Source organism: Microbacterium sp. ABRD28 (genome assembly GCF_003850245.1).
In the GTDB taxonomy this organism is placed as follows: Bacteria; Actinomycetota; Actinomycetes; order Actinomycetales; family Microbacteriaceae; genus Microbacterium.
This window is the reverse complement of the sequence record NZ_CP031015.1, coordinates 1720390-1743753: the sequence shown is the minus strand read 5'-3', so window position 1 is coordinate 1743753 and position 23364 is coordinate 1720390. Positions and strand designations below refer to the sequence as shown.

The 23364-nt window shown below is 70.3% G+C and carries 28 protein-coding genes and 1 tRNA gene; 5 read left to right on the top strand and 24 right to left on the bottom strand.

Going from position 1 to position 23364, the window contains the following annotated elements:
* Positions 1-32: 32 nt before the first annotated feature.
* The 7 genes from DT073_RS08440 to DT073_RS08410 form a co-directional block, all read right to left on the bottom strand.
* The gene (locus DT073_RS08440; protein WP_240638435.1) at positions 33-530 is read right to left on the bottom strand and encodes a prepilin peptidase; all 498 of its coding nucleotides are present in this window, start codon (positions 528-530) and stop codon (positions 33-35) included.
* A gap of 84 nt (positions 531-614) precedes the next feature.
* Positions 615-1607, bottom strand: coding sequence for an aldo/keto reductase (locus DT073_RS08435; RefSeq protein ID WP_124292983.1), 993 nt, complete (start codon positions 1605-1607; stop codon positions 615-617).
* Between the two features lie 65 nt (positions 1608-1672).
* Complete coding sequence (locus DT073_RS08430; RefSeq protein WP_164478170.1) at positions 1673-2596, bottom strand: L,D-transpeptidase; 924 nt, start codon at positions 2594-2596, stop codon at positions 1673-1675.
* A 41-nt stretch (positions 2597-2637) separates the two neighbouring features.
* Positions 2638-3207, bottom strand: a complete 570-nt coding sequence (locus tag DT073_RS08425; protein ID WP_124292982.1) for a mismatch-specific DNA-glycosylase — start codon at positions 3205-3207, stop codon at positions 2638-2640.
* Between the two features lie 39 nt (positions 3208-3246).
* Entirely contained in the window at positions 3247-3618 is a 372-nt protein-coding gene (locus tag DT073_RS08420; RefSeq protein WP_240638430.1) for a YchJ family protein, read from the bottom strand.
* Complete coding sequence (locus tag DT073_RS08415; protein WP_124292981.1) at positions 3615-4010, bottom strand: VOC family protein; 396 nt, start codon at positions 4008-4010, stop codon at positions 3615-3617. Before DT073_RS08415 ends, DT073_RS08420 begins: the two co-directional genes overlap by 4 nt.
* A 12-nt stretch (positions 4011-4022) precedes the next feature.
* Positions 4023-4289 (bottom strand): ArsR/SmtB family transcription factor, encoded by a 267-nt coding sequence (locus DT073_RS08410; RefSeq protein WP_124292980.1) that lies wholly within the window; start codon positions 4287-4289, stop codon positions 4023-4025.
* 67 nt (positions 4290-4356) lie between these two features.
* Between DT073_RS08410 and DT073_RS08405 the strand changes: the two genes are divergently transcribed.
* Positions 4357-5211: a MerR family transcriptional regulator gene (locus tag DT073_RS08405; protein ID WP_240638429.1), complete on the top strand. Its 855-nt coding sequence runs from the start codon at positions 4357-4359 to the stop codon at positions 5209-5211.
* A 13-nt stretch (positions 5212-5224) separates the two neighbouring features.
* Here the strand turns inward: DT073_RS08405 and DT073_RS08400 are convergent, their stop codons facing one another.
* Entirely contained in the window at positions 5225-5437 is a 213-nt protein-coding gene (locus DT073_RS08400; RefSeq protein ID WP_124292979.1) for a multidrug transporter, read from the bottom strand.
* A 149-nt stretch (positions 5438-5586) separates the two neighbouring features.
* Here DT073_RS08400 and DT073_RS08395 point away from each other — a divergent pair, with 149 nt between their 5' ends.
* Positions 5587-6675: an alkene reductase gene (locus DT073_RS08395; RefSeq protein WP_124292978.1), complete on the top strand. Its 1089-nt coding sequence runs from the start codon at positions 5587-5589 to the stop codon at positions 6673-6675.
* A 415-nt stretch (positions 6676-7090) separates the two neighbouring features.
* Here the strand turns inward: DT073_RS08395 and DT073_RS08390 are convergent.
* Positions 7091-7164: transfer RNA gene (locus tag DT073_RS08390), tRNA-Pro, on the bottom strand.
* A 97-nt stretch (positions 7165-7261) separates the two neighbouring features.
* On the opposite strand from DT073_RS08390, the gene DT073_RS08385 reads away from it, so the two are divergent.
* Genes DT073_RS08385 through DT073_RS08375 form a run of 3 tightly spaced genes read left to right on the top strand, consistent with a single transcriptional unit; the run spans position 7262 to position 8957 of the window.
* A complete protein-coding gene (locus DT073_RS08385) occupies positions 7262-7963 on the top strand; it encodes a lysoplasmalogenase (protein WP_124292977.1) in 702 nt (233 codons plus the stop codon).
* The gene (locus DT073_RS08380; protein WP_124292976.1) at positions 7960-8328 is read left to right on the top strand and encodes an RNA-binding S4 domain-containing protein; all 369 of its coding nucleotides are present in this window, start codon (positions 7960-7962) and stop codon (positions 8326-8328) included. Before DT073_RS08385 ends, DT073_RS08380 begins: the two co-directional genes overlap by 4 nt.
* A gap of 41 nt (positions 8329-8369) precedes the next feature.
* Complete coding sequence (locus DT073_RS08375; RefSeq protein WP_124292975.1) at positions 8370-8957, top strand: GNAT family N-acetyltransferase; 588 nt, start codon at positions 8370-8372, stop codon at positions 8955-8957.
* Here DT073_RS08375 and DT073_RS08370 read toward each other — a convergent pair whose 3' ends face one another.
* The 15 genes from DT073_RS08370 to DT073_RS15840 all read right to left on the bottom strand — a co-directional run bounded on the left by DT073_RS08370 (position 8958) and on the right by DT073_RS15840 (position 23339).
* Positions 8958-9872 (bottom strand): NUDIX domain-containing protein, encoded by a 915-nt coding sequence (locus DT073_RS08370; protein WP_124292974.1) that lies wholly within the window; start codon positions 9870-9872, stop codon positions 8958-8960.
* A gap of 64 nt (positions 9873-9936) precedes the next feature.
* Entirely contained in the window at positions 9937-11490 is a 1554-nt protein-coding gene (gene der / locus DT073_RS08365; RefSeq protein WP_124292973.1) for a ribosome biogenesis GTPase Der, read from the bottom strand.
* A complete protein-coding gene (gene cmk / locus DT073_RS08360) occupies positions 11480-12169 on the bottom strand; it encodes a (d)CMP kinase (protein WP_124292972.1) in 690 nt (229 codons plus the stop codon). The genes der and cmk overlap by 11 nt, the downstream gene beginning before the upstream one ends.
* Positions 12162-13295, bottom strand: a complete 1134-nt coding sequence (locus tag DT073_RS08355; RefSeq protein ID WP_205782910.1) for a prephenate dehydrogenase — start codon at positions 13293-13295, stop codon at positions 12162-12164. The genes cmk and DT073_RS08355 overlap by 8 nt, the downstream gene beginning before the upstream one ends.
* Positions 13292-14056, bottom strand: coding sequence for a pseudouridine synthase (locus DT073_RS08350; protein WP_124292971.1), 765 nt, complete (start codon positions 14054-14056; stop codon positions 13292-13294). Before DT073_RS08350 ends, DT073_RS08355 begins: the two co-directional genes overlap by 4 nt.
* Positions 14053-14661 (bottom strand): SMC-Scp complex subunit ScpB, encoded by a 609-nt coding sequence (gene scpB / locus DT073_RS08345; RefSeq protein ID WP_124292970.1) that lies wholly within the window; start codon positions 14659-14661, stop codon positions 14053-14055. The genes DT073_RS08350 and scpB overlap by 4 nt, the downstream gene beginning before the upstream one ends.
* Entirely contained in the window at positions 14651-15496 is an 846-nt protein-coding gene (locus DT073_RS08340) for a segregation and condensation protein A (RefSeq protein ID WP_124292969.1), read from the bottom strand. The genes scpB and DT073_RS08340 overlap by 11 nt, the downstream gene beginning before the upstream one ends.
* Positions 15480-16385 (bottom strand): ParA family protein, encoded by a 906-nt coding sequence (locus tag DT073_RS08335; protein ID WP_124292968.1) that lies wholly within the window; start codon positions 16383-16385, stop codon positions 15480-15482. The genes DT073_RS08340 and DT073_RS08335 overlap by 17 nt, the downstream gene beginning before the upstream one ends.
* Before the next feature lie 57 nt (positions 16386-16442).
* Positions 16443-17366 carry a site-specific tyrosine recombinase XerD gene (gene xerD / locus DT073_RS08330; protein ID WP_124292967.1) on the bottom strand — a complete coding sequence of 308 codons (924 nt, stop codon included), beginning with the start codon at positions 17364-17366 and terminating at the stop codon, positions 16443-16445.
* A gap of 34 nt (positions 17367-17400) precedes the next feature.
* Complete coding sequence (locus DT073_RS08325; protein WP_124292966.1) at positions 17401-17997, bottom strand: NUDIX domain-containing protein; 597 nt, start codon at positions 17995-17997, stop codon at positions 17401-17403.
* Complete coding sequence (gene pyrG, locus DT073_RS08320) at positions 17990-19678, bottom strand: CTP synthase (RefSeq protein ID WP_124294424.1); 1689 nt, start codon at positions 19676-19678, stop codon at positions 17990-17992. Before pyrG ends, DT073_RS08325 begins: the two co-directional genes overlap by 8 nt.
* The gene (gene recN / locus DT073_RS08315) at positions 19665-21404 is read right to left on the bottom strand and encodes a DNA repair protein RecN (protein WP_124292965.1); all 1740 of its coding nucleotides are present in this window, start codon (positions 21402-21404) and stop codon (positions 19665-19667) included. Before recN ends, pyrG begins: the two co-directional genes overlap by 14 nt.
* Positions 21401-22369, bottom strand: coding sequence for an NAD kinase (locus DT073_RS08310; protein WP_124292964.1), 969 nt, complete (start codon positions 22367-22369; stop codon positions 21401-21403). The genes recN and DT073_RS08310 overlap by 4 nt, the downstream gene beginning before the upstream one ends.
* A complete protein-coding gene (locus DT073_RS08305; RefSeq protein WP_124292963.1) occupies positions 22366-23166 on the bottom strand; it encodes a TlyA family RNA methyltransferase in 801 nt (266 codons plus the stop codon). Before DT073_RS08305 ends, DT073_RS08310 begins: the two co-directional genes overlap by 4 nt.
* The gene (locus DT073_RS15840) at positions 23163-23339 is read right to left on the bottom strand and encodes a hypothetical protein (protein WP_164478169.1); all 177 of its coding nucleotides are present in this window, start codon (positions 23337-23339) and stop codon (positions 23163-23165) included. Before DT073_RS15840 ends, DT073_RS08305 begins: the two co-directional genes overlap by 4 nt.
* Positions 23340-23364 lie beyond the last annotated feature (25 nt).

The window sequence follows — 23364 nt, the reverse complement described above, 5'->3', positions numbered from 1 at the left end:
CGTTGAGAAATGACCGGGCGCAGGGTAGGGGCTTATGCGACCACGGGCCCGGCGACGGTGCCGGCGACGCTCACTCCGATCACGAGCCATGCGCCGATGAGCATCGCGGGCCCGAAGGCGATGCGGGTGCGGCGGTCGGCGCGTCGGGCGAGCATCAGGAGGACGCCCGTCGCGCCGCCGACGACGAAGCCGGCGAGAGCGCCGATCGCGAGGGCGTCCCACCCCAGCCAGCCGAGGTAGAGCCCGAGGACGCCGGCGAGTTTGACGTCCCCACCCCCGAGGCCCCGGCGGGAGAGGATGCGAAGCAGCAGGTAGAAGCCGAACAGGACGATCATCCCGACCAGGGCACGCCCGAGTGCGGGCGCCGGCGCTCCGAAGAGCACCGCACCCAGGAGAAGGGCTCCGCCGACGCCGTAGCTGGGCAGCACGATCCGATTCGGCAGACGATGGTGGCGCACATCGATGACGGCGAGCACGACACTGATCACCCCGAGGTAGGCGAACGCCGTGATCTCCAGAGCCGTTGACACGCGAGCGAAGCTAACAGAACCGCGGAAGCCGTCCCGGCGAAGCATCCGTCGCTGTGGAGAACTCGCCGGATCGCGCGCCGCGGGTCACCACAGCGGGTGGATGGCTGCGCACAGGTGGCGGTCGTAGACCTCGTGCACGGCGGCGTCGAAGCCGCTGAGATCGGCGCCACCGTCGAGCAGCGCACCGGCCGCGGCGTTCGACGTCGCCTGCGCGACATTGCGCGCACCCGGGATGACGGTGGTGACACCGGGCTGCGAGGCGATCCAGGCGAGGGTCGCCGCCGGGAGGCTCACTCCCTCAGGCAGGGCACGCGCCAGTTCGGATGCCGCGGCGAGACCGATCTCGTAGTCGACCCCCGAGAAGGTCTCCCCGCGGTCGAACGCCTCACCGTGACGGTTGTAGCTGCGATGGTCGTTCTCGGCGAACGTCGTGTCGGCGGTGTACTTCCCCGACAGCAGGCCCGACGCCAGGGGCACCCGCGCGAAGACGGCCACCTGTGCAGCGGCCGCCGCAGGGAGCACCTCGTCGAGGGGCTTCAGACGGAACGGGTTGAAGATGATCTGGATGTTGGTGACGTGCGGTCGTGCGATGGCGGCGAGCGCCTGCGCGACGGTCTCGACGGAGACCCCGTAGGCGGCGATCCGGCCGTCGGCGACGAGCGCGTCCAAGGCGTCGTAGACCGCGTCGGATTCGATTACCTCGGTCGGGGGGCAGTGCAGCTGCACGAGGTCGAGGGTCTCGACGCCCAGATTGGCGCGTGAACGGTCGTTCCAGGCCCGGAAGGCCTCGGGCGTGTAGTTCTCCGCCCTCTGCTCCACGCGACGCCCCATCTTCGTCGCCACGGTGATCGCGTGCCCGGGGCGTGCGGCGAGGAATCGTCCGATGAGCGATTCGCTCCGCCCGTCGCCGTAGACGTCTGCGGTGTCGAAGAGGGTCACACCCCGGTCGACCGACGCCTCCAGGACGGCGAGCGCGTCGTCCTCGGAGACATCGCCCCAGTCGGCGCCGAGCTGCCAGGTGCCGAGGCCGATGGCCGAGACGTCGCGGCCGGTGCGGCCGAGGGGACGGTGCTGCATGGGAGACGACCTTTCGGGAGAGCGGAGCAGTGGCCAGCGTAGCGGCCGGCACCCGGGATTCGGGGTCAGGGGAGGATGAGGACGGGCGTTCCCATCGGCAGCTCGGCGAGCTTCTCGATGGCTGCGGGGTCGAGCCGGATGCACCCGTTCGAGATGGCCCCCGAACGCGCGTCGTGGTAGTGGAAGGCGGTGATCGCGACATCGGCTCCGCCGAATCCGTCGAGGGTCGGCGACTGCACCGAGAGGTACACCAGTGGGTAGCCGCGGGTGTATCCGAAGGAAGGCTCGACACGGGTGGTCATGATGAACGAGCGCCCGGTCGGCGTCGGGGTCCCTTCCACGCCCGAGCCGAAGTCGGTGGCGATGCGTTCGCTGCCGCCGGGGCGCACGATGTCGATCGTGCGTGCCGAGAGCGACACCTCGACCCTCGCGTCCACCGCGGCGAAGGTGACGTCTTGCGCCCGCAGCCACCCGGTGAGCTGACTCGGGTTCCCCGTCGAAGGCGTCGCCTGACGTCCGGTCAGAAGCACCCGGACCCAGTGCTCCTGACGCTCGATGACGGGGACGGTGGTACCCCCGTAGACGTAGTCGGCCGGGAGGACGGCGACGGGATCGCCGGCGGGATCGGCGAAGACGGGCGCCCCTGCACCGGCGGCGGTGACGACCTCCCCCGTCGGGGCGCTCGCCGGATCGGCGTCGACGGGCAGTTGCGGGAGGACGGCGAACACATCCACCTGCGGCAGGGTGCCGAGGTCGTACGACGCGGTGTTCGCGGCGAATCCGACCGGGGCAGGCGTCGGTGTCGCCACAGGAGTCGGCGTGGCCGATGGTGTGACCACCGTCGGCGTGGGGACCGGAGCCGCGACCGGCGTGGCCTCGGGGCGCAAGAGCCATGCTCCGGTGAATCCGGCCGCGACGATGACGACACCGATCGCCACCGCGATCCAGGCGCGCGGCGATGGGGGGCCGGTGTCCGGTGATGCGCTCACTCCCCCATGTTCTGTCGGCGGGGGCGGTGGTGCAACTGCGTTCACGCGACCACCCCCGCCGCACGGGCCGGCTCGGCGTACGCGCGGGCGAGCGAATCGACGGTGTCATGGGCGTTGAGCCCGCTCGGGTTGGGCACCACCCACAGCCGGGCCCCCGCGAGCTGCTCGGGCTGCTCGCCGCTGACGGCGCGGGGCCGGCCGAAGCCCTGACGGTAGGCGGTGAGCCCGACGACGGCGACGACCGGGGGGTGCCGCGCGGCGACCAGTGCCGTCAGGGCGCGAGCGCCTGCGCGAAGCTCCTCACGCGAAAGCTCGTCAGCGCGGGCTGTGGCGCGCCGCACCAGGTTCGTGATGCCGATGCCCTGCCGCACGAGCATCTCCCGGTCCTCGCGCGCCATCCCGTCGTCGGTGATGCTGGGGAGGTGCGGCAGGATGCCCGCCGCGACGAGCGCGGGGTAGAACCTGTTGCCGGGGCGGGCGAAGTGGGCTCCCGTCGCAGCCGTCCACAACCCCGGATTGATCCCGACGAACAGCAGCCGCAGCCGTTCGGGAAGGAGGTCGGGCACCGTCTCATCGCGGAATCGCTCGAGTTCGTCGGCGCGGAATCCCATGCCTCCAGTGTGGATGCTGCCGCCGGTGCGCGGGCCGCATCAGCTGGCGCGGACATCCCCGTCGACGTAGAACCACCGGCCGCGTTCGCGGACGAACCGCGACCGCTCGTGAAGGATGCCGACGCCGTCGTCGGTTCGGTACGTGGCGCGGAATTCGACGATGCCCTCGGCGTCGTCGAGGCCGCCCCCGACGGTGTCGACGATCTGCAGGCCCCGCCAGAGGGGGTTGTCATCGAGGTCCAGTGTCTCGGGCCGCGTCGAGGGATGCCAGGTGCGCAGCAGCCAGGTCGCGTCGCCGTCGCGGAACGCCCGGAATCGCGATCGCATGAGCTCCTCGGCGGTCTGCGGCTCGATCGGCACCGAACCACGGGTGTTCGGGTTCTGCGGGATGTCGCCCTTTCCGCCGATCACGCCGGGCTCACCAACTGCACGAGGTTTCCGCAGGTGTCATCCAGCACCGCCGTCCGCACGGGCCCTCCGGTCGTCGGAGCCTGCAGGAACGTCACCCCTGCGGCGACGAGCTCGTCGTAAGCGACATCGACATCGTCGACGGTGAACGACGCCGCGGGGATCCCCTGCTCGGCGAGCGCGCGCGTGTACTCCTGCGCCGCAGGATTCTCGTCGGGCTCCAGAAGCAGCTCGACCCCGTCGGGTGCATCGCTGCCCACGACGGTCAACCAGCGGTACTCCCCGAGCGGGATGTCGTTCTTGACGACGAATCCGAGCCTGTCGGTGTAGAACCGCAGCGCCTTCTCCTGGTCGTCGACGAACACACTCATCACATGCAGCCGTGCCTTCACCATCACTGTCTCCTGTCATTCGAGAGGCCATCGCGCGGCGATCTCGCGCAGCGGCTCGCGGTGCATCCGGTGGATCTTCGTGCGGCCGACGCGTGCCGTGTGCACGAGGTCGCACTCTTCGAGAACGGCCAGGTGCTGCGACACGGCCTGCCGAGACGAGGTCGTGCCCGCGGCGACGAGCCGGGTGCAGATCTCGAAGAGCGTCATCTCCTCGCCTCCCGCGAGCAGGTCGAGGATCTGACGGCGGGTCGGATCGGCGATCGCCCGGTACACGTCGGCCACACCGGCACAATAGGCAAGTGATCACTTGCCTGTCAAGATCTCGGGATCTCGGTTTGACCCTCACACTGTGTCATGGTCGAGTGTGGACTCCGTCATGCACTACTCGATCGGAGAATTCGCCGCCCTGGGACGGGTGAGCGTGCGGATGCTGCGCCACTACGACGCCATCGGTCTGCTCGTGCCTGCGAGCGTGGATGCGCACACCGGCTATCGGCGTTACGCGACGGAGCAATTGCCGCTGTTGATCCGGATTGTCGAGTTACGAGACCTCGGTGTCGGGCTGGACCGCATCACGACCCTGGCCCGATCGAGCGAGCCGGATGCCGACTTGCGAACGCTGCTCGTCGAGCGTCGCGCGCAGCTCGAAGCATCCGTAGCAGACGACCGCGCACGTCTCGACCGGATCGAGCGGCGACTCCGACACCTGAACGGAGAGACCATGTCCTCAGTCGCCTATCGGCGCGTCGAGCCCGTCACCGTCTACGCGGCCCGCACCGTCGCCCCCGGCAGCGGGCCGGAACACGTCGGCCCCGTCGTTGGCCCTCTCGTCGCTCAGCTCGACGACGCTCTGACCGCGGCGGGACGCCCGCTGATCGAACCAGGGATTTTCTGGTACGAACCCGCCGATGACCACCTCACGGTCTCGGTGTCGTACATCGCCGAAGACCATCCGACACCCGGTGCGGGGTACGACATCATTGCTCTCCCCGAGGTCGCGGAGGCGGCGACCATGATTCATCTCGGTGAGCTGGAGGCGATCGGGGAGAGCTGGGCCACGCTCATGGAACAGGTGGTCGCCGATGGGTACCGCATCATCGGCCCCACCCGAGAGGTCTACCTTGTCGCCGACGGCCACGATCCAGGACCGAATTGGGTCACCGAGCTGCAGGCGCCTGTCGCCAGACGTCGAGCCGGCGGCTGAGCGCACCGGGGGGTCAGTTCGCGTCGGACCCGTCGTCGTCGAGTCCGGTCTGTCCCATTCCCGGGCGCACGGGGGCGTCGGGGTCGATGTCGATGCGGCGGACGCCGTCGTGGTCGCTGACACGGATGCGAGGAGCGGCATCCGCCTCCGTCGCCTCGGGTGCTCGCGTGAGCTGGTCATGCCGGTCTTTCGCGCGCTGCGCGTCATCCTCGGTCGGGGTCACCATGACCCCACCGTAGAGGGCCGGAGGACGGATGCCGCGGGCTTGACATCCCGCCAAGCGGACGACATTCGGGAATAGCGAGCGGGCCGACGGGGTTGGGTCGCCCGGAACGGTGTCATCCGGAACACCGTCGACGAAAGGACGATCCCCCCGTGACTCTCTTCTCCCCCACCACCGTCGGATCCTTCACGGTGCAGAACCGCCTCTCGCTGGCGCCGATGACACGTCTGCGGGCCGACGAGAACGGTGTGCCCGGCGACCTGGTCGCCGAGTACTACGCGCAGCGTGCCGGCATCGGCCTGCTGGTCACCGAGGGGGTGTTCCCGAGTGCGGAGTCCAAGGCCTACCCGGGTCAGCCGGGCATCGCCGGCACGACGCAGGCCGAGGGATGGGCACGCGTCGCGTCGGCCGTGCACGCGGCAGGGGGCACCGTCTTCATGCAGCTGATGCACGGTGGACGGGTCTCGCACCCCGGAATCACCGGAACCCCGCGCATCGTCGCGCCGTCGGCGATCGCCATCGAGGGCCAGACGCGGCTGGCCGACGGATCGAAGGTCGACTTCCCGGTGCCGCACGCACTCGACACCGCCGAGCTCGAGGCGGTGCGGGAGGAGTTCGTCGCCGCCGCGCGCCGCGCCGTCGACGCCGGGATCGACGGGGTCGAACTGCACGCCGCCAACGGGTACCTGCTCCACGAGTTCCTCTCGCCGGCGTCCAACCGGCGTGAGGACGGGTACGGCGGGTCTCCGGCCGAACGCGCGCGGTTCGTCATCGAGGTCGCCCAGGCCGTCGCGGCGGAGGTCGGCGGCGAGCGCGTCGGCATCCGCATCTCGCCCGCGCACAACATCCAGGACGTGTGGGAGCACGATGCCGACGAGACCCGGGCCACCTATCTCGCGCTCGTCGAGGGCCTTGCCCCTCTCGACCTCGCGTACCTCAGCATCCTTCACGAGAACCCCGCCGATGATCTCCCGCAGGAGCTTCGACGGGCTTTCGGCGGCACCTTCATCGCCAACACCGGCTTCGGTCGCGTGACGACCCGCGACGAGGCGATCCGCACCGTCGGGGACGGCGTCGCCGACCTCGTGGCCGTCGGTCGCCCGGCGATCGCAAACCCCGACCTCGTAGAGCGGTGGGAACGGGGCGCCGAGGAGAACCCCGTGGACCAGGCGACCGTCTACGGCCCCGACGAGCGCGGCTACACCGACTATCCGACGCTGAAGGCTGATCGCGCGGCCTAGCGGCCATCGACGGAGCGGCGCCGCCCGGGACGGGCGGGAGCCTCCCCCTCGCGCCCCGACCCGTCAGAAAGTGCGGCTCCCTCCTCGAACGGACCGCAGAAATCGACGGGTCGCGCTCCGTGGTGGGGTGCCGCCAGACACCACGCCGAGGAATGCGCCCCACCGCCCACTCCACCCGCCGCTTCGCGACGGTCGGAGCCTCCGGCGGCGAGGACCCCGCCAGACACTACGCCGAGGAATGCGAAAGGGCCGGCCATTCGGCCGACCCTTTCGCATTCCGGTCGGGATGCGCCCCACCGCCCACTCCACCCGCCGCTTCGCGACGGTCGGAGCCTCCGGCGGCGAGGACCCCGCCAGACACCACGCCGAGGAATGCGAAAGGGCCGGCCATTCGGCCGACCCTTTCGCATTCCGGTCGGGATGACAGGATTTGAACCTGCGACCCCTTGACCCCCAGTCAAGTGCGCTACCAAGCTGCGCCACATCCCGATGTCCCCGCCGAAACGCGGACAACTCCCCCATCCTACCGGCTCGTCGGAGCGCTCGCGAACGCGCGTGAGCACGGTGCGGCCGGTACTCTCCCTCCATGGCCTCGACGCGGACTCCCCCGCCCCCGACGACCCTCGGCCACCTCCTCGTCCCGTTCACTCCGTATGCGCTGGTCGCGGCCGTCCACGTCATCTCCTTGACAGCCGGCGCGTCGGCGGTCGCCGCGCCGACCAAGCTTCTCCTCATGCCCCTTCTGGCCGTCGGCGTCGCCTGGGCTCTCCGGGGTGCGCTCGCCCGAACCCCCGTCATCCTGCTCCTCACCGCGCTCGGTCTCTCGTGGCTCGGAGACGGCGCGGGCACGTTCTTCCCGTTCGCGCCGACCGTCCCGATGATGCTCCTCTGCTTCGGCCTGGCGCACGTGGCCTACATCGTGCTGTTCTGGCGCCTTCTCTCGCGGAATCCGGTGCCACCGTGGGCCGTCGTGTACGCCCTCTGGTGGGGAGTCCTCCTCGCGACGCTCTGGCCGCACCTCGGCGCGCTGCTGCTCCCGGTGGCGGTCTACGGTCTCGTGCTCGGCGGCACCGCAATCGCCGCCTCCCGCGCGGGGGCGATGATCGCCGTGGGCGGGGCATTCTTCCTCGCGTCCGACTCGATTCTCGCCTTCGACCTGTTCTGGCCCGGTGCGCCGACGGCCGTCACCGGCCCGCTGGTCATGCTCACGTACACGATCGGGCAGGGTCTCATCGCGCTCGGCGTGGTGCGATCCCTCACCTCCGGCGCCCGCGGAGGCCGACGATGACCGAGGGGTCCACGCGCGTCGATGCCTGGCTGTGGGCGATCCGCGTCTACAAGACGCGTTCCGCTGCGACGACGGCGTGCCGTGCGGGGCATGTCCGCGTCAACGGGGAGCGGGCCAAGGCCGCGGTGCAGGTCAAACCCGGCGACGAGCTGCGTGTGCGCATCCAGGGGTTCGATCGGATCCTCGTGGTGCGCCAGACGATCTCCAAGCGCGTCGGCGCCGCGGTCGCCGCATCCGCCTTCGAAGATCGCACACCGCCTCCGCCGCCGCGGGAGCTCGCCGGCTCCGTGCCCGTGCGCGACCGTGGCGCCGGGCGGCCGACCAAGCGCGAACGACGCGACCTCGATCGGCTGCGCGGGCGCTGACCACTGATGCGGGTGTCCACGGCTGCCGCTACCGTCGCCCCATGAGCGTCGAGATCCTGCCCGCCACCTCCGACCGCCATGACGATACGGTGCACGCCATCGCGCACGGCGATGGGCCGAGCTGCCAGTGTCAGTGGTGGATGGTCCGTCCCTCCGATTTCGCCGCGCTGACCCAGCAGGACAAAGAGCGGATGCTGCGCGCCGACCTGTCGGCCACGGTGGCGCCGGGTCTCATCTCCTATCGCGACGGCGAGGCGGCCGGCTGGGTCAGAGTCGGCCCTCGCCCCGCCCAGACGCGCATCGCACGCACCCGGGCGATCGTCGCCCATTCCCGCGAGCCCCTCGATGACTCCTCCGTCTGGGCGGTCACCTGCTTCGCGATCCGACGCGAACATCGCGGCGAGGGCCTCATGCGGGATCTCCTCGATGCCGCTGTGGCCCACGCGCGCGCACACGGCGCGCGGGTGATCGAGGGCTATCCCCTCGATCCGAAGGTGAAGAGGCGCGGCGCCAACGATCTGTATCACGGCACCGTCTCGGTCTTCGAGGGTGCGGGGTTCGAGGTGATCGCCCGCCCCCGACCCGACGCGGCGATCGTCGCGCTCACCGTTCGCGATACGACCGGCTGACTACGCGCCCACGCCATCCGGCAGACGGTCGAGCAGCCATCGTGCACCGTGGGTCGTCGCACCGAGCGCACCCACGCGCGCAGCGAGCTGGCGATCACTCGTGATGACCGTCACCGCTTCTCCTCGAGCCACCGCCGTCGCCGCCGTCGTGACGATCTCGTCGTCCCCCGCCGCAGGAGCGAGGACGACCTCCAGACCCTCCGGCACCTCGGCGCGCCGCACCTCGCCCTCCACCACGCCGACGATGCGCGGGAACCACAGGTCGCCCCGGAGCCCGAGGGCCTGCGCGTCGACGCCGGTGTCGGCGAGATCGCGCAGGCGGCGGAGCATCCGATCCGCCGCGCCCGCCCGATCGCGCCACCACCCGTCGGCGAGCGCACCCACGACGTTGGCCACATCGACGATCACGGTGGGGTGTATCCGCAGGCTCTCCCGCAACGACGGCCAGGCCGCTCCGAAGCCGGGATGCAGCGGATAGTCCTCGACCTCATCCACCCCGACCCATCCGAGCTCCAGGCTCTCCGGATCGGCGATCACGGGCTCGAAGGGCACCACCACCTCGGCGACGACGGTCGTATAGGTCCAGATCTCCACGTCGAGCACGCTGACGAAACGGGGGCGGACGGCCCCGGCAGGGACACCGGCTTCCTCTCGCGCTTCGCGCAGCGCAGCATCGGTGGCTCCCTCCCCCTGGTGCCTCGCTCCGCCGGGCAGTCCCCACGTGCCGCCGAAATGACTCCATCCGACACGATGTTGCAGGAGCACGCCACGCTTCGGATCGACGGCGAGCAGCCCGGCGGCGCCGAAACGACCCCAGTACCGCTCACCGGACTCCGCCACGACCCACGCGTCACCCGGATCGCGCGGCCCGCTCGGGCGACGCGGCTCACCAGGGGCCGGGGGTTCGATGGTCACGCATTCAGCCTGTCACAGCGCTGGAGCCCCGGGCCTCGGCCGCGTCATCGGATGTCACGGCGCATCAGCGCTGGCGGCGCTCCCGCACACGCATGTTGAGGACGATCGGCGTGCCCTCGAAGCCGTACAGCTCCCGGAGGCGGCGCTGGATGAAGCGGCGATACCCGGGATCGAGGAACCCGGTGGTGAACAGGACGAAGGTCGGCGGACGCGTCGACGCCTGCGTGCCGAACAGGATGCGAGGCTGCTTGCCCCCGCGAAGCGGATGCGGGTGCTCGGCGACGAGCTCGGAGAGGAACGCGTTGAACTTTCCGGTGGAGATGCGCTGGTCCCACGACGCCAGCGCCGTCTCCAGCGCCGGGACGAGCTTGTCCAGATGCCGCCCGGTGCGCGCGGAGATGTTCACGCGCGGCGCCCAGGCGACGTGGGCGAGGTCCTGCTCGATCTCGCGCTCGAGGTAGCGGCGACGATCGGCGTTCTCGAGATCGGCATCGTTCAGCCGATCCCACTTGTTGAACGCGAGCACGAGCGCCCGTCCAGATTCGAGCACGAGGTCGATGATGCGGACGTCCTGCTCGCTGAGCGACTCCGAGACGTCGAGCACGACGACGGCGACCTCGGCCTTCTCCAGCGCCGCCGACGTGCGCAGCGACGCATAGAAGTCTGCGCCCTGCTGAAGGTGCACGCGGCGGCGGATGCCGGCCGTGTCGACGAACCGCCAGAGCTTTCCGCCGAGTTCGACGACCTCGTCGACGGGGTCACGGGTGGTGCCCGCGAGTTCGTTGACGACGACACGCTCCTCGCCGGCGGCCTTGTTCAGCAGCGACGACTTGCCGACGTTCGGTCGACCGAGGATCGCCACGCGACGCGGGCCGCCGATCTCCTGCTTGGCGACCGCCGAGACCTCCGGCAGCACCTTCATCATCTCGTCGAGCAGATCCGCCACGCCGCGGCCGTGGATGGCCGAGACGGGGTGCGGCTCACCCAGACCGAGGTTCCACAGGGCCGCAGCCTCGGGTTCCTGCCGGGCGTCATCGATCTTGTTGGCGACGAGGAAGACGGGCTTCCCGCTCTTGCGCAGCAGCTTCACGACGTGCTCATCCGTCGAGGTCGCCCCCACCATCGCGTCGACGACGAACATCACGACGTCGCAGAGGTCGATGGCGATCTCCGCCTGAGCGGCGACGGACGCATCGATGCCGCGGGCGTCGGGTTCCCATCCACCGGTGTCGACGATCGAGAAGCGTCGGTCCATCCATTCCGCCTTGTAGGTCACCCGGTCGCGGGTCACCCCCGGCGTGTCCTCGACGACGGCCTCGCGGCGTCCGAGGATGCGGTTCACGAGCGCGGACTTGCCGACGTTCGGTCGCCCGACGATGGCCACGACCGGCAGGGCCGGGAGGTATTCCACCCCATCGCCCTCGTCGAGAAGACCGGCCAGAAGCGCCGCATCCTCGTCCTCGAGGTCGTAGTCCGACAGGCTCGCCCGGAGCGTGGCTGCGCGCTGCTCGGCGAGGTCGTCGTCGAGGTCGGCGATGGTCTCGGCGAGGTGATCTTCACCCCCGGCGTACTCCTCGTCGTCGGAAGGGGCGTCGGTGGGACGCGGGTCATCGGACATCGGGAACTCCCGTCTCCACGAGCGAGTGCACGACGCCGAGGACGGCGTCGACGGTCTGTGCGAAATCGAGGTCGGTCGAATCGACCACCGTCACCCCGGGGGCGGCGGTGAGGAAGTCGACGACCGCGCTGTCGGAGGTGTCGCGCCGCTCCAGCGCCGCCGCGACGGCCGCGGTGTCGTCGGTGTGCAACTCGGCTGACCGGCGTGCGGCGCGCACCGCGGGCGCGGCGGTGAGAAGGATGCGGACCCGGGCGTCAGGCGCGACGACCGTGGTGATGTCGCGGCCTTCGACGACCACCCCCGGTCTGCCGGACCCGGCGATGAGGGCGCGGAAGAGCGAATTGACGGACCGTCGCACCGGTGCCACCCGCGCGACGCCACTCACGGCGTCTGTGACGCGCTGCTCACGGATGGCGGCGGTGACATCGACCGCGCCGACACGGACCCAGTAGTCCTCCGGGTCGAGGGAGATGTCGTAGTCGAAGTCGCCGGCGAGCTCGAGCACCGCGGTGGCGTCGGACGTGTCGGCCCCATGCTCGAGCGCATGCCAGGCGAGCGCCCGATAGGCGGCGCCGGTGTCGAGGTAGCCGAAGCCGAGGCGGCGTGCCACCTCCTTCGACACGCTGGATTTCCCGCTTCCCGCGGGGCCGTCGATGGCGACGACGAGGGGATCAGTCATGGGTGGTGCTCGCAATCTTCCAGCCGCGGGACTCCAGCCCCGCGATCGCAGGGCGGACGGAGCTGGGCACGACGCTGATCTCGGCGAGGCCGAACAGCGCGCCCGGCGAATGCTCCAGCCGCAGGTCTTCGACGTTCACGTGCAGTTCCCCGAGGTCGCCGAAAAGTCGGCCGAGCTGTCCCGGTCGGTCATCGACCATGACGACGACGGTCTCGAACCGGCGGTTCTGGCCGTGCTTGCCGGGCAGACGCTCGACTCCCTCGTTGCCACGACGGATCGTGTCGGCGATCGAGCGGCGAGCGCCGGGCGCTTCGGGGGCGCGGAGGGCGCCGGCGACGTCGGCGAGGTCGGCGGCGACAGCGTCGAGGACGGATGCCACGGGCGCGGCGTTCGCGCCGAGGATCTGCACCCACAGCTCCGGGGCGGAGGCTGCGATGCGCGTGGTGTCGCGAACACCCTGACCGGCGAGGCGCAGGAACCCGTCGGGGGCGTCGACGAAGCGCGCGGCCAGGAGGCTCGCCACCAGCTGCGGCACGTGCGACATGAGCGCGACGGCGGCGTCGTGTTCCTCGGGCGTCATCTCCAGCGGTGTGGCACCCAGATCGAGCGCGAGGGCCTCGACGACGGCGAGGTCGCGGGAGGGGGTCTCTTCGTCCCGACAGACCACCCAGGGCCGCCCCACGAAGATGTCGGCGCGAGCGGCGATCGCGCCCCCGCGTTCTCGTCCGGCGAGCGGGTGCGACCCGATGTAGTGGGTCAGATCCACGCCGCGCTCTCGAAGGGTGCGAAGAGGTTGCAGCTTGACGCTCGCGACATCCGTCACGACCGCCTGGGGGTGGCGACGCAGCTCCCGCTCGATGACGTCGGCCGTGACATCGGGGGGCACGGCGACGACGATGAGCGCAGGATCGTCATCCTCGCGGGCCGCACGGCCCGCGCCGTAGTCGATCGCCAGACGCAACTGCGAGGGTGAGGTGTCGTCGAGGGCGACGTCGACGCCGATCGCGCTCAGCGCATGCCCGATGCTCGCCCCCAGCAGGCCCGAACCGACGATGCGGACGGTCCCCTGCACCCGCGGCGCGAGCGGCGGGGCCGGGCGCGCGGCAGAGCTGTTCTCGAGGGTCACGGGTTCTCCTGGCGCGACAGGGTCAGAAGCGCACCGCGTTCCACTGTAGTCAACTCCCGCGCCTGTCCCACGGCGAGGGTTCCCAGGTGCAGGGGCCCGAACTGCCGCCGGACCAGCTCGACGACCGGATGCCCCACCTCGGCCATCATGCGCCGGACGATGCGGTTGCGCCCCGAGTGCAGGGTGAGCTCGACGAGGGATTCGCCTTCTGAGGGAGAGGATGACAGCAGGCGCGCCTTGTCCGCGGCGATGGGGCCATCGTCCAGCTCGACGCGGCGGGTCAGTCGGGCGATCGTCTGCGCGGTGACGCGCCCCTCGACCTTGGCGACGTAGACCTTCGTCACTCCGAACGACGGATGCGCCAGAACGTGGGCGAGCGCGCCGTCGTTCGTCAGCACGAGCAGTCCGCTGGTGTCGGCGTCGAGTCGGCCGACGTTGTACAACCGCTCCGGCCATGCCGCGGTGAAGGTCCGCAGGTCGGGCCTCCCCCGGTCGTCCTTCAGAGAGCTCACCACCCCGCGCGGCTTGTTGAGCATCACATATCGCTTCGACTGATCCAGCTGCACCGCGACACCGTCGACGTCGATGAGATCGGTGTCGGGGTCGACGCGCGAGCCGAGTTCGGTCACCGCCTGCCCATTGACCCGCACCCGCCCGTCGACGATCATCTGCTCGGCGACCCGCCGCGAAGCGACGCCGGCGTTCGCCAGCGCCTTCTGCAGGCGCACGCCCTCGGTTCCCGGTTCGGTGGTCTCGCTCATCGGATGTCCTCGAAACCGTCCGCGCCGTCATCGAGCAGCGGGGAGATCGGCGGCAGGTCGTCGAGGGTGTTGATGCCCAGGTTCACCAGCAGCGCGTCGGTCGTCTCGTAGTGGATCGCCCCGGTGTCGGGGTCGGTGAAGGCCTCGGTGATGAGGCCGCGGGCCAGAAGGGTGCGGACGACCGAGTCGACGTTGACGGCACGGATCGCCGCGACCTGGCCCCGGGTGACGGGCTGCTTGTAGGCGATGACCGCCAGGGTCTCGAGGGCCGCCTGCGACAGTCGTGCCGGCGCCTGGCCGCCGACGAATTCGCTCACCAGGTCATCGTGCTCGGCACGGACGTACAGGCGCCACCCGCCGCCGACCTCGCGGAGCTCGAAGCCGCGGCGGGGACCGCCTGTCTCGCCGTCGTAGTCGGCGACGAGCGCCTCGATGGCCTGGCGGACGGCGGCGACAGGTGCACCGACCGCCGTCGCGAGGCTCACCAGGCTCTGCGGCTCCTCCACCACCAGCAGGATGGCCTCCAATCGCCGTGCCACGGACGCCGGCGTCGGCGTCGTCTCAGCCGGCGGGAGTGGATCGGTCAGGGTCTGCTCATCGGTCATAGTCGGCTCCCAAGCTGGCGAGACTCTCGTCGCTCCAGCGATCAGCGGTCCAGCGCAGGGTCAATTCGCCGAGCGGCTCGAGCTGCTCGAACGACAGGGCGGCGTGGCGGAACAGCTCGAGGACGGAGAGGAACCGCGCGACGACCACGCCGGGCTGATCGACGCCCGCGATCAGCTCGCGGAACGACAGCGATCCTGCTCCGCGAAGGGCCGCCACCACGACGGCAGCCTGCTCGCGGATGCTGACCAGTGGCGCGTGCAGATGATCCAGGCGCACGTGGGGGATCTCCCTCGGAGTCAGCGCGAGGAGGGCGAGCGCGGCGAAGTCGGCGGCGCTGAGAGTCCAGACGAGTTCGGGGGTCGAGGCGCGGTGGCGTTCGTCCAGTCGCACGGCCCGGGCGTGACGGTGATCCTCGGCGTGCAGGCGCTCGGCGAACCAGCTCGACACCTGTTTGAACGCGCGGTACTGCAGCAGTCGGGCGAACAGGAGGTCACGGGCCTCCAGCAGCGCCACCGACTCGGCGTCGACGAGCTCCCCCTGCGGGAGAAGTCCCGCGACCTTCATGTCCAGGAGGGTCGCGGCGACGACGAGGAACTCCGAGGCCTCCTCGAGTTCTTCATCGGGGTCCAGCCGCCGCAGGTAGGCGATGAATTCATCGGTGACCGCGCTGAGCGAGACCTCGGTGATGTCGAGCTCGCGCTGGGAGATGAGGGTCAGCAGGAGATCGAAGGGGCCGTCGAAGACGCTGAGCGAGACGCGGAACCCGTCCCCGTGTCCGTCGGGCGCGTCTGACGCCGCCGGCAGCCCGTCGGGGGTGTCAGGCGACGGCGCCACGCGCGACCAGCTCCCGCGCGAGCCGCAGGTAGGCCTGCGCCGCGGCGTGCTCGGGCGCGAACTCGGTGATGGGCATTCCCGAGACGGAGGCGTCCGGGAACTTCACGGTGCGTCCGATGACCGTCTCCAGCACCTCGTCGCCGAATGCATCGACGACGCGCTCGAGCACCTCGCGGGAGTGGAGGGTGCGGGAGTCGTACATCGTGGCGAGCACACCGTCGAGCGTGATCGTCGGGTTCAGCCGATCACGCACCTTGTCGATGGTTTCGATGAGGAGGGCGACACCGCGAAGGGCGAAGAACTCGCACTCGAGAGGGATGAGCACGCCGTGGCTCGCGGTGAGCGCATTGACCGTCAAAAGTCCGAGGGACGGCTGGCAGTCCACGAGGATGACGTCGTAATCGGCCGACACCTTGCGCAGCACGCGGGCCAGCGTCGTCTCGCGCGCGACCTCGTTGACGAGGTGGACCTCGGCGGCCGAGAGGTCGATGTTGGCCGGGAGGACATCGAGGTTCTCGACCCGGGTGGTCACGATGACCTCGGCGGGATCGCGCTTGGTGTCCAGGAGCAGGTCGTAGATCGTCGGGATCTCGTGGGTCTGGATGCCGAGACCGGCCGACAGCGCACCCTGGGGGTCGAAGTCCACAGCCAGGACGCGACGACCGTACCCGGCCAGCGCCGCGGCGAGGTTGATGGTCGTGGTGGTCTTCCCCACCCCGCCCTTCTGGTTGCACAGCGAGATGATGCGCGCCGGCCCGTGGCCGTCGAGCTTGGGAGGGGTCGGGAATCCGCGATAGGGCCGACCGGTGGGACCGATCGGGACGTCGCTGACAGCGGCCTTCTTCGCGCTCCGCGTGCTACCGGCCACGACTCTCCTGACTTCCGACATGTCTGATCGATTCTAACGACGCGCGCCCCCAGGCCCGGGAGGCTCACCCATCACGGCTCACCGGGCGCGCGGATGACTGGTCGCGTAAACGTCGCGCAGGGCGTCGACGCTCACGTGGGTGTAGATCTGCGTCGTCGTGACCGACGCGTGTCCCAGGAGCTCCTGCACCACACGCACATCGGCGCCCCCCTGCAGCAGGTGCGTGGCGAAGGAATGCCGGAGAGTGTGGGGCGAGACGTGAGCGGTGAGCTTCGCCCGCTCCGCCGCCTGTTGGATCACCAGCCACGCGCTCTGACGCGACAGCGGCGCGCCGCGCGCGCCGAGGAAGAGCCGTGGAGTCGCCCGACCGCGTCGCGAGAGCTCGGGGCGGGCACGGGTGAGGTACGCACCGAGCGCCGCCTGAGCGTACGATCCCACCGGCACGATCCGCTCCTTGGCGCCCTTGCCTCGTAGGCGGAGCACCGCGGGGTGTGCCACGTCGTCGAGATCGAGCTGGACGGCCTCCGAGACCCGCGCTCCGGTGGCGTAGAGCAGTTCGAGCAGCGCGCGGTCTCTGAGGCCCACCTCATCACCCGGCTGCGCGGCGCCGGGCGCCGGCCCCGCGGCATCCAGCAGCTGCTCCACCTGCGCGACGGTGAGTGCCTTGGGCAACCGCTGCGGAGCTTTCGGGGGGCGAAGCGTGCCGGCGGGGTCGGCGTCCTGGACTCCCTCCTGCACGAGGAAGCGGTGCAGACCCCGTACCGAGGACTGCAGACGCGCGAGACTGGATGCCGCCGGCGGTGGGACTTCGCGTGCGCGCTCGGCCACGAACTCCTCGAGCAGCTGGGGAGTGACCTCGCTGAGATCAGGGATGCCACGCCGTCCGAGCCACTCCCGGTAGACGCCGAGATCGCGGCGGTACGCCGAAACGGTGTGGTCGGAAAGCCCCCGCTCGACGGTGATATGGCGAAGGTAGGCGTTCACCGCCCGTTCCGGCGTCATCGGATCGGCCAGCCGGCGGGGCTCATGGTGCCGTTCAGCCTGCCGCGCGCTCGCGCCGGAGGACCTCCGCGGCGGCGAGCGCGCCGGTCGCGAGGATGCCGTTGCGGAACCTCCCGGCGATGACGGCGTCGACGACGTCGGCGAGCGCGATCCACTCCACGCGGATGTCGGCCTCCTCCTCACCACGGGCGTGCACCTCAGCGGCAGCGGAGAGACCGCGGGCGAGGAAGAGGTGCACGACCTCGTCGTTCCCGCCGGGGGTGGTGAAGATGCTCACCAGCGGATCCCACCGCTCGGCGACGAGGTCGACCTCCTCGGCGAGCTCCCGCTTCGCGGTCTCCAGCGGCGGCTCTCCCTCGACGTCGAGGAGTCCCGCCGGAATCTCCCAGTCGCGATGACGGATGGGATGGCGGTACTGCTGGATGACGATGATGCGGTCCTCGACGTCGAGAGCGACCACGGCGGCCGCGCCCGGGTGCGCGACGTACTCGCGGACGAGCTCGTCGCCTGCGTAGCGGACGACGTCGCGCTGGACGTTCCACACCCGGCCGGTGTAGACGCGCTCTGCGGAGGCGACCTGGGGCGTGACGGGTTCGTCGCCGAGGCGCTCCGAGGTCGCGGGCTCAGCCATTGTCGACGTCGAACAGTTCGCTGGCGCGGTGACGGTCGAGGGCGGCGCCGATGAGACCCCGGAAGAGCGGATGCGGCTCTGTGGGCCGGGAGCGCAGCTCGGGATGGGCCTGCGTGGCGATGTAGTACGGGTGGACCTCGCGAGGCAGCTCGACGTATTCGACGAGGTTGCGGTCGGGTGAGAGCCCCGAGAACACCAGACCCGCCTCGGCGAGCTGCGCGCGGTAGGCGTTGTTGACCTCGTAGCGATGACGGTGCCGCTCGAGCACGCGGTCGGACTGGTAGACCTCGGCGGCCACGGAGCCCTCGGCCAGCTGCGCGGGATAGAGCCCCAGGCGCATGGTTCCGCCGAGATCGCCGCGATCGAGGATGTCGACCTGCTCGGCCATCGTCGCGATCACCGGGTAGGGCGTCTCGGGGTCGAACTCGCTCGAGGAGGCATCATCGAGACCGGCGATGTTGCGCGCGTACTCGATCACCATGCACTGCAGACCGAGGCAGAGTCCGAGCGTCGGGATGCCCTGTTCGCGGGCGAACCGCAGCGCGCCGAGCTTTCCCTCGATCCCCCGGATGCCGAATCCGCCGGGAACGATGATCCCGTCGAGATCGCCGAGCGCTCTGGCCGCGCCCTCGGGCGTCTGGCAGTCGTCGGAGGGGATCCATCGGATGGTCACATGCGTCTCGTGCGCGAAGCCGCCGGCCTTCAGCGCCTCGGTGACGCTGAGGTAGGCGTCGGGAAGGTCGATGTACTTTCCGACCAGGCCGATCGTCACCTCGTGCTTGGGGTTGTGCACCGCCTGCAGCACCTTGTCCCACCGGGACCAGTCCACGTCGGCTGCGGTCTCCAGGCCCAGGGCTCGGACGATGTAGGCGTCCAGCCCCTGCTCGTGCAGCATGGTGGGGATGTCGTAGATGCTCGGCACATCGACGGCGTTGACGACCGCGTCCTCGTCGACGTCGCACATCAGAGCGATCTTGCGCTTGTTGCCCTCGGTGACGGGGCGGTCGCTTCGAAGGACGAGCGCGTCGGGCTGGATGCCGATGGAGCGGAGTGCGGCGACCGAGTGCTGCGTGGGTTTGGTCTTCTGCTCGCCCGAGGCGCCCATGAAGGGCACCAGCGACACGTGCACGAAGAAGACGTTGCCTCGCCCCAGCTCGTGTCGGATCTGCCGAGCGGATTCGATGAACGGCTGCGACTCGATGTCGCCGACGGTTCCGCCGATCTCGGTGATGATGACGTCGGGCCGGGGCTCTTCGCTTGCCTGCAGGCGCATCCGGCGCTTGATCTCGTCGGTGATGTGCGGGATCACCTGCACGGTGTCGCCGAGGTACTCCCCCCGGCGCTCACGAGCGATGACCTGGGAGTAGATCTGCCCGGTCGTGACGTTGGCCGCCTGGCTGAGATCGATGTCGAGGAAACGCTCGTAGTGCCCGATATCCAGATCGGTCTCGGCACCGTCATCGGTCACGAACACCTCGCCGTGCTGGAAGGGGTTCATCGTGCCCGGGTCGACGTTCAGATACGGGTCGAGCTTCTGCATCACCACACGCAGACCTCGGGCGGTGAGGAGATTTCCCAGACTGGCGGCGGTCAGCCCCTTGCCCAATGAAGAGACGACACCGCCCGTCACGAAAATGTGTCTGGTGGTGTCGTCGTTCGGTCCCGCCTCAGGAGTCTGCATCACGGGCTTCGATCCTATCAGCCGGTTGTGGTGACGCTGCGGTCGCAGCGCCGAGTTCGAGGAGTTCTCTGGCGTGGGTCAGCGCCGCATCGGAGTCGGGCATGCCCGAGAGCAGGCGCGCCATCTCGGCTTCCCGGTCTGTACCCGACAGCCGCCTCACGCTCGAGGCGGTGACCGAACCGTCGCTGGCCTTCTCCACCGTCAGATGGTTGCCCGCGAAAGCCGCCACCTGGGCGAGATGGGTGACCGCGATCACCTGCGCCGATCGGGCGAGCACCGCAAGGCGACGGCCGACTTCGATGGCGGCGGCGCCGCCGATGCCCGCGTCGACCTCGTCGAAGACGAAGGTGGGCACGGGATCCGTTCCTGCGATGACCACTTCGATCGCGAGCATCACCCGGCTGAGCTCGCCACCCGAGGCGCCGCGCGCCACCGGCCGGGGCTCCGCCCCGGGGTGGGCGGCCAGGAGGAAGGTCACCTCGTCTCGGCCGGACGCGCTCCCCGAGGTCTCGGCGACGTCGACCCGCACGAGCGCGTCGGGCATCGCCAGGGCGCGGACCTCTGCCGTCACCGCCTGCCCCAGCCGCTCTGCGGCATCCCTCCGGGCGGCCGACAGCGCCGCGGCTGCGGCGTCGAGCTCAGCAGCCGCCTCATCGCGGTCCGCAGACAGGCGCGCGACCCGGTCGCCGTCGTCGTCGAGCTCCATGAGCCGCGCGGATCCCGACGCGAGGAACGCGATCGCCGCGTCGAGGGTGCCGTGTCGACGCGCCAGCGCTCCGAGGACCGCGCGGCGCTCCTCCACCTGCTCGAGCTCACGCGGCCCGGACTCGTCGAGATCGGCGAGATAGGCCGAGAGGGCCGTGGCGGCATCGACGATGCGGTACCCGATGTCGGCCAGCTCATCGGCGTGGGCGCGCAGCGCCGGATCATCCACCCGCTCCAGCGCCTGCCGGGCCTCGGCGACCAGCGTCGCCGCATCGGGCACGTCGAGATCGCTCGAGAGGGCGTCATGGGCGGCGGCGGCAGCCAGCCGCAGCTCCTCGGCGTTGGCCAGGCGCTCCGCACGCACCGCGAGTTCGACGTCCTCCCCCTGCTGCGGATCGGCCTGCTCGATCTCGGCGACGGCAGCCCTCAGGTCGTCGGCTTCCCTGGCGCGGGTCTCGCGCGCCTCGAGGAGGACACGGAGCTCGTCATCGAGCTGGCGGTGTCGGTGGAAGACCTCCCGGTAGACCGCGAGGGCGGAGCGCACCGGCTCCCCGCCGAAGCGGTCGAGGGCATCCCGCTGGGCCGCGGTCGAGCGGAGGCGCAGCTGGTCGGACTGACCGTGCACGACGACGAGATGGTCGGCGACGTCGGCGAGCACCCCGGCGGGGGCCGACCGACCGCCGACACTCGCGCGGCTTCGGCCCTCGCTGGTGACGGTCCGGCCGAGGAAGAGCTCGGCCCGATCGTCGTCCAGAGGTTCGACCTCTCCCCCGGCCTCCTCGACGCGGGCGGCGACCGGGCCGCGCGCGGGTACCGTCCAGACCCCGTCGACCGCGGCCTGACCGCTTCCCGCGCGAACCACCGACGAATCGGCGCGCTGACCGAGCAGCAGACCGAGCCCGGTCACCACCATCGTCTTCCCGGCTCCCGTCTCACCGGTGATCGCCGTGAATCCGGGACCCAGAGGCAGGGTGGCCTCAGCGATGACGCCGAGACCGCGCAGACGCATCTCCTCGATCATGACGGTCGCTCGCGGCCCGACGCGGTGCTCGGGCCCCGCCAACCCTCGACCGGCAGACGGAATTTGCGCACCAGCCGGTCGGTGAAGGCCGCTGGATGCAGGCGAGCCAGCCGGACCGGATGCGTGGCGCGACGCACCACGACACGGGCACCCGGGGGCAGGTCGTGGGAGCGGCGTCCGTCGCACCACAGAATGCCGGTGTCGTCGGTGCGATCGAGCACCTCGATCGCCACGGCGTGCTCGGGTCCGACCACAAGAGGTCGCGCGAACAGAGCGTGCGCCGAGAGCGGCACCACCGAGATGGCCTGCACGGTCGGCCAGATGATCGGGCCGCCGGCGGAGAAGTTGTACGCCGTCGACCCGGTCGGAGTCGACACGACGACCCCGTCGCATCCGAAACTCGACAGCGGTCGCCCGTCGACTTCGATCACGACCTCGAGCATCCGCTGGCGGCTCGCCTTTTCCACGGTCGCCTCGTTCAACGCCCATGTGTCGTACACCACGGCACCCGAGGCATCCTTCACCCGAACCGACAGGGTCAAGCGCTCCTCGACCTCGTAGTCGCGCGCGATGACCATGCGCACGGCGTCGTCCATGTCATCCGGCTCGATCTCAGCGAGGAAGCCGACGTGGCCCATGTTGATCCCGAGGACAGGTGCGCGGCCTTCGCGGACGAGTTCGGCCGCGCGGAGGATCGTGCCGTCGCCGCCGAGGACGATCGCCAGCTCGATGTCGTCGATCGCGACGTCGTCGCCGAGCCGGCCGATGCGGGCGCGCGATGCCTCCGGTTCCTCGGCGCGGAACAGGCGCTCGGTCAGCAGGCGCATCTCGGCCGTGTCGTCGGCGGGAAGGACGGGACGGGCTCCGGCGGCGTTCAGCGCCGTGATCACACGGGTCGCCGCGTCGATCGTCGCAGGCCGATGCGCGTGCGCGACGACGAGGATGTTGCGCTCCGGCTCGGTCATCGCTCCCCTGCCACGTCGTTCACGGTCTTGAGCCATTCTGTCGGGTTTTGCCCCGCCCCCGGTCGGAGGTGGATGAGGAACTCCCTGTTGCCACGCGCACCGAGGAGGGGCGAGGCGATGACGCCCTCCGTCCCGAAGCCGCTGTCCCACGCGCTCCACAGCACACCGGCGACCGCGTCGGCACGCGCGGAGGGGTCTGTCACCAGCCCCTCCCTCACCCCGGTCCTGCCGACCTCGAACTGCGGCTTCACCAGCAGCACGACATCGGCCGATGCCGCCGCGACACGGGCGATGGCCGGGAGGATATGGCGCAGCGAGATGAAGGAGAGGTCCCCGACGACGATCGCCGGGCCGGTCGTGTCCGCCGACCACGACCGCCAGTCCTCAGGAGTCATCTCGCGCGCATTGAAGCCCTCCACGACGACGACTGCGGCGTCGGCACGGATGCGCCCATCGAGCTGACCGTGACCCACGTCGACGGCGACCACCGTACGGGCGCCTTGCTCGCGAAGCACCTGCGTGAAGCCGCCCGTGGATGCTCCGAGATCGAGCGCGACGCGTCCCCGGGGATCGACGTCGAAGGCATCGAGGGCCGCGACGAGCTTGACCGCACCGCGGCTGACGTAGTGATCGGTCGCGGCGACGTCGATGACCGCGTCGTCGGCGACGCGGTGGGAAGCCTTCCGGATCTCGATGCCGCCGACCCGCACCGCTCCGGCGGAGATCAGCGAGGCGGCATGCGTGCGAGAACGCGCCAGACCCCGGGCAGCCAGGGCCGCGTCGAGACGATCGGTCATCGGTGCGCCGGGTCGCCGGCGCCGAGGGTCTGGTCCAGGCGCCGGGCGAGATCATCGTGGATCGCGGTGAAGGCGTCGGCACGCTCGGCCAACGGCTGCGATTCGATGATCTCCAGCGCCGACAGCAACTCCGACGGTGCCGGGCCGTCGGCTTCCTGGGAGCCGCCTGTCATTCTCAAAGAATACTTCGAATCCGAT

What these genes read in the sequence shown, in the direction of transcription:
- DT073_RS08325 (WP_124292966.1), bottom strand. Translation starts at nt 17,997, where the DNA reads ATGGCTGAGCCCGCGACCTCGGAGCGCCTCGGCGACGAACCCGTCACG.
- pyrG (WP_124294424.1), bottom strand. Translation starts at nt 19,678, where the DNA reads ATGCAGACTCCTGAGGCGGGACCGAACGACGACACCACCAGACACATT.
- der (WP_124292973.1), bottom strand. Translation starts at nt 11,490, where the DNA reads ATGTCCGATGACCCGCGTCCCACCGACGCCCCTTCCGACGACGAGGAG.
- DT073_RS08350 (WP_124292971.1), bottom strand. Translation starts at nt 14,056, where the DNA reads ATGAGCGAGACCACCGAACCGGGAACCGAGGGCGTGCGCCTGCAGAAG.
- DT073_RS08310 (WP_124292964.1), bottom strand. Translation starts at nt 22,369, where the DNA reads ATGACCGAGCCGGAGCGCAACATCCTCGTCGTCGCGCACGCGCATCGG.
- DT073_RS08305 (WP_124292963.1), bottom strand. Translation starts at nt 23,166, where the DNA reads ATGACCGATCGTCTCGACGCGGCCCTGGCTGCCCGGGGTCTGGCGCGT.
- DT073_RS08415 (WP_124292981.1), bottom strand. Translation starts at nt 4,010, where the DNA reads ATGGTGAAGGCACGGCTGCATGTGATGAGTGTGTTCGTCGACGACCAG.
- cmk (WP_124292972.1), bottom strand. Translation starts at nt 12,169, where the DNA reads ATGACTGATCCCCTCGTCGTCGCCATCGACGGCCCCGCGGGAAGCGGG.
- DT073_RS15840 (WP_164478169.1), bottom strand. Translation starts at nt 23,339, where the DNA reads ATGACAGGCGGCTCCCAGGAAGCCGACGGCCCGGCACCGTCGGAGTTG.
- DT073_RS08380 (WP_124292976.1), top strand. Translation starts at nt 7,960, where the DNA reads ATGACCGAGGGGTCCACGCGCGTCGATGCCTGGCTGTGGGCGATCCGC.
- DT073_RS08375 (WP_124292975.1), top strand. Translation starts at nt 8,370, where the DNA reads ATGAGCGTCGAGATCCTGCCCGCCACCTCCGACCGCCATGACGATACG.
- DT073_RS08385 (WP_124292977.1), top strand. Translation starts at nt 7,262, where the DNA reads ATGGCCTCGACGCGGACTCCCCCGCCCCCGACGACCCTCGGCCACCTC.
- DT073_RS08425 (WP_124292982.1), bottom strand. Translation starts at nt 3,207, where the DNA reads ATGGGATTCCGCGCCGACGAACTCGAGCGATTCCGCGATGAGACGGTG.
- DT073_RS08335 (WP_124292968.1), bottom strand. Translation starts at nt 16,385, where the DNA reads ATGTCGGAAGTCAGGAGAGTCGTGGCCGGTAGCACGCGGAGCGCGAAG.
- xerD (WP_124292967.1), bottom strand. Translation starts at nt 17,366, where the DNA reads ATGACGCCGGAACGGGCGGTGAACGCCTACCTTCGCCATATCACCGTC.
- scpB (WP_124292970.1), bottom strand. Translation starts at nt 14,661, where the DNA reads ATGACCGATGAGCAGACCCTGACCGATCCACTCCCGCCGGCTGAGACG.
- DT073_RS08435 (WP_124292983.1), bottom strand. Translation starts at nt 1,607, where the DNA reads ATGCAGCACCGTCCCCTCGGCCGCACCGGCCGCGACGTCTCGGCCATC.
- DT073_RS08400 (WP_124292979.1), bottom strand. Translation starts at nt 5,437, where the DNA reads ATGGTGACCCCGACCGAGGATGACGCGCAGCGCGCGAAAGACCGGCAT.
- recN (WP_124292965.1), bottom strand. Translation starts at nt 21,404, where the DNA reads ATGATCGAGGAGATGCGTCTGCGCGGTCTCGGCGTCATCGCTGAGGCC.